Here is a 1,456-nt window from a genome sequence, read left to right as displayed (position 1 = left end):
CGCACGTTAACAATAGCTTACTATTCACTCATATCGGCTTGCAGCATGAGGGCATCGCCCAAGTTGGTGCATGGCTAATCTTTTTCGCCTTCGGAATCAAGTGTGCCTTCCCTTTTATGCACAACTGGTTAACTGATTCGTATCCTGAAGCGACACCAAGCGGAACAATATTTTTAGCCTCGATAACTGCAAAGAAAATTGGAAAGCATGCCATGGTGACACCAATCCATACGAGAATTTCTTCACCGGGGTAGGCCCGAGCAAAAGCATACACCGCGACCTTTGTTGTGAACGAGGCTAAAAATATTGTTCCGCTTGGTGTCGCTTCAGGATACGAATCAGTTAACCAGTTGTGCATAAAAGGGAAGGCACACTTGATTCCGAAGGCGAAAAAGATTAGCCATGCACCAACTTGGGCGATGCCCTCATGCTGCAAGCCGATATGAGTGAATAGTAAGCTATTGTTAACGTGCGCGAAGATCAATAGACCTGCAAGTAACAAAACGCCAGATAATACTTGAATGATCAGATAGCGAATACCAGAAGAATAGGCTCGATCTGTTCGACGAGCCCAAATAAGAAATACGGATGTGAGTGCCAGTAACTCCCAGAAGACGAAAAGGGTAAGTAAGTCACCGGCAAATACTGCGCCGACAGCACTACCTGCGTAGGCGAGGCCTGCGACGTGCTGCACAGTATCCTTAACGTGCAAGGCGTAGATGATGGCGATTAGAGCAGCAAGATGGAAAAGATAGCCAAACATCAAGCTAAGTTTATCAACCTTAACTGGCTCTAGTGCATAGCCCATAAACTCCATAGACCAGAATACGCCATGCTCTAGGCCGACCAAGTTAAGAGCACCTAAAATGGGAGCCGCTAACATGATGAGGTTTCGTGTCCAGCCACGTAATAGTAACGCAGCTAAAGCACCTAGCATTAGGGGAAGAAATGGAATCACATTACTCATCGTAGTAATCTTCACCTCGCATCAGAAAGGTTCGCATCCATGTTGCTATGAAAACGAGAATAGAACAGCCTACAAAGCCGTAAATGGCATAAAAAGCAGGGAAGTTCTCCCAGCTGTGGTAAATATGGCGGTGAACAATAAAGTCAGCAATCACTAGCAAAGCACATGCGACATAAAATACTTTTAACATCTTTTTGACGTTTTCTGGCTTGTCGAACCAGCCATCTGAAGAGTGATGATCAGACATTTAGCCTTCCCCCATATTCGTTGATACACCTGGAATCAAATTTATTAGATCGATCAGGGGTTGAGGATAGAAGAACAAGGCAAGACATCCAAACGAAGTCACGCCAAGTGCTATTAAAATTGGTAACGGAGCCTCTTTAGTGTCCGACCATGCCCAAGGCTTAGATTCTTTTGCTTGGGTATTAAAGAATGCTTTGATTGGGATGGGCAAAAGATAAGCGATATTAAGCAAGGAACTTATCA

General features: G+C 44.7%; 2 protein-coding genes and 2 pseudogenes. 1 reads left to right on the top strand and 3 read right to left on the bottom strand.

From position 1 onward, the window contains the following. Positions 1–38: 38 nt before the first annotated feature. The gene (locus tag A3766_RS29180) at positions 39–254 is read left to right on the top strand and encodes a proton-conducting transporter membrane subunit (protein WP_231882934.1); all 216 of its coding nucleotides are present in this window, start codon (positions 39–41) and stop codon (positions 252–254) included. A gap of 5 nt (positions 255–259) precedes the next feature. On the opposite strand, the pseudogene A3766_RS32115 reads toward A3766_RS29180, so the two are convergent. The 3 genes and pseudogenes from A3766_RS32115 to A3766_RS32110 form a co-directional block, all read right to left on the bottom strand. Then, positions 260–763 (bottom strand): annotated as a pseudogene (locus A3766_RS32115) (proton-conducting transporter membrane subunit); the annotation flags it as partial. A 196-nt stretch (positions 764–959) separates the two neighbouring features. Then, a complete protein-coding gene (locus A3766_RS19910; protein ID WP_068508488.1) occupies positions 960–1,214 on the bottom strand; it encodes a hypothetical protein in 255 nt (84 codons plus the stop codon). Continuing rightward, positions 1,215–1,456 (bottom strand): annotated as a pseudogene (locus A3766_RS32110) (monovalent cation/H+ antiporter subunit D family protein); the annotation flags it as partial. It lies immediately after the preceding gene.

The organism is Oleiphilus sp. HI0132 (assembly GCF_001635845.1).
Note: the sequence above shows the minus strand (reverse complement) of the source record. Positions and strands in the feature narration are given on the sequence as shown.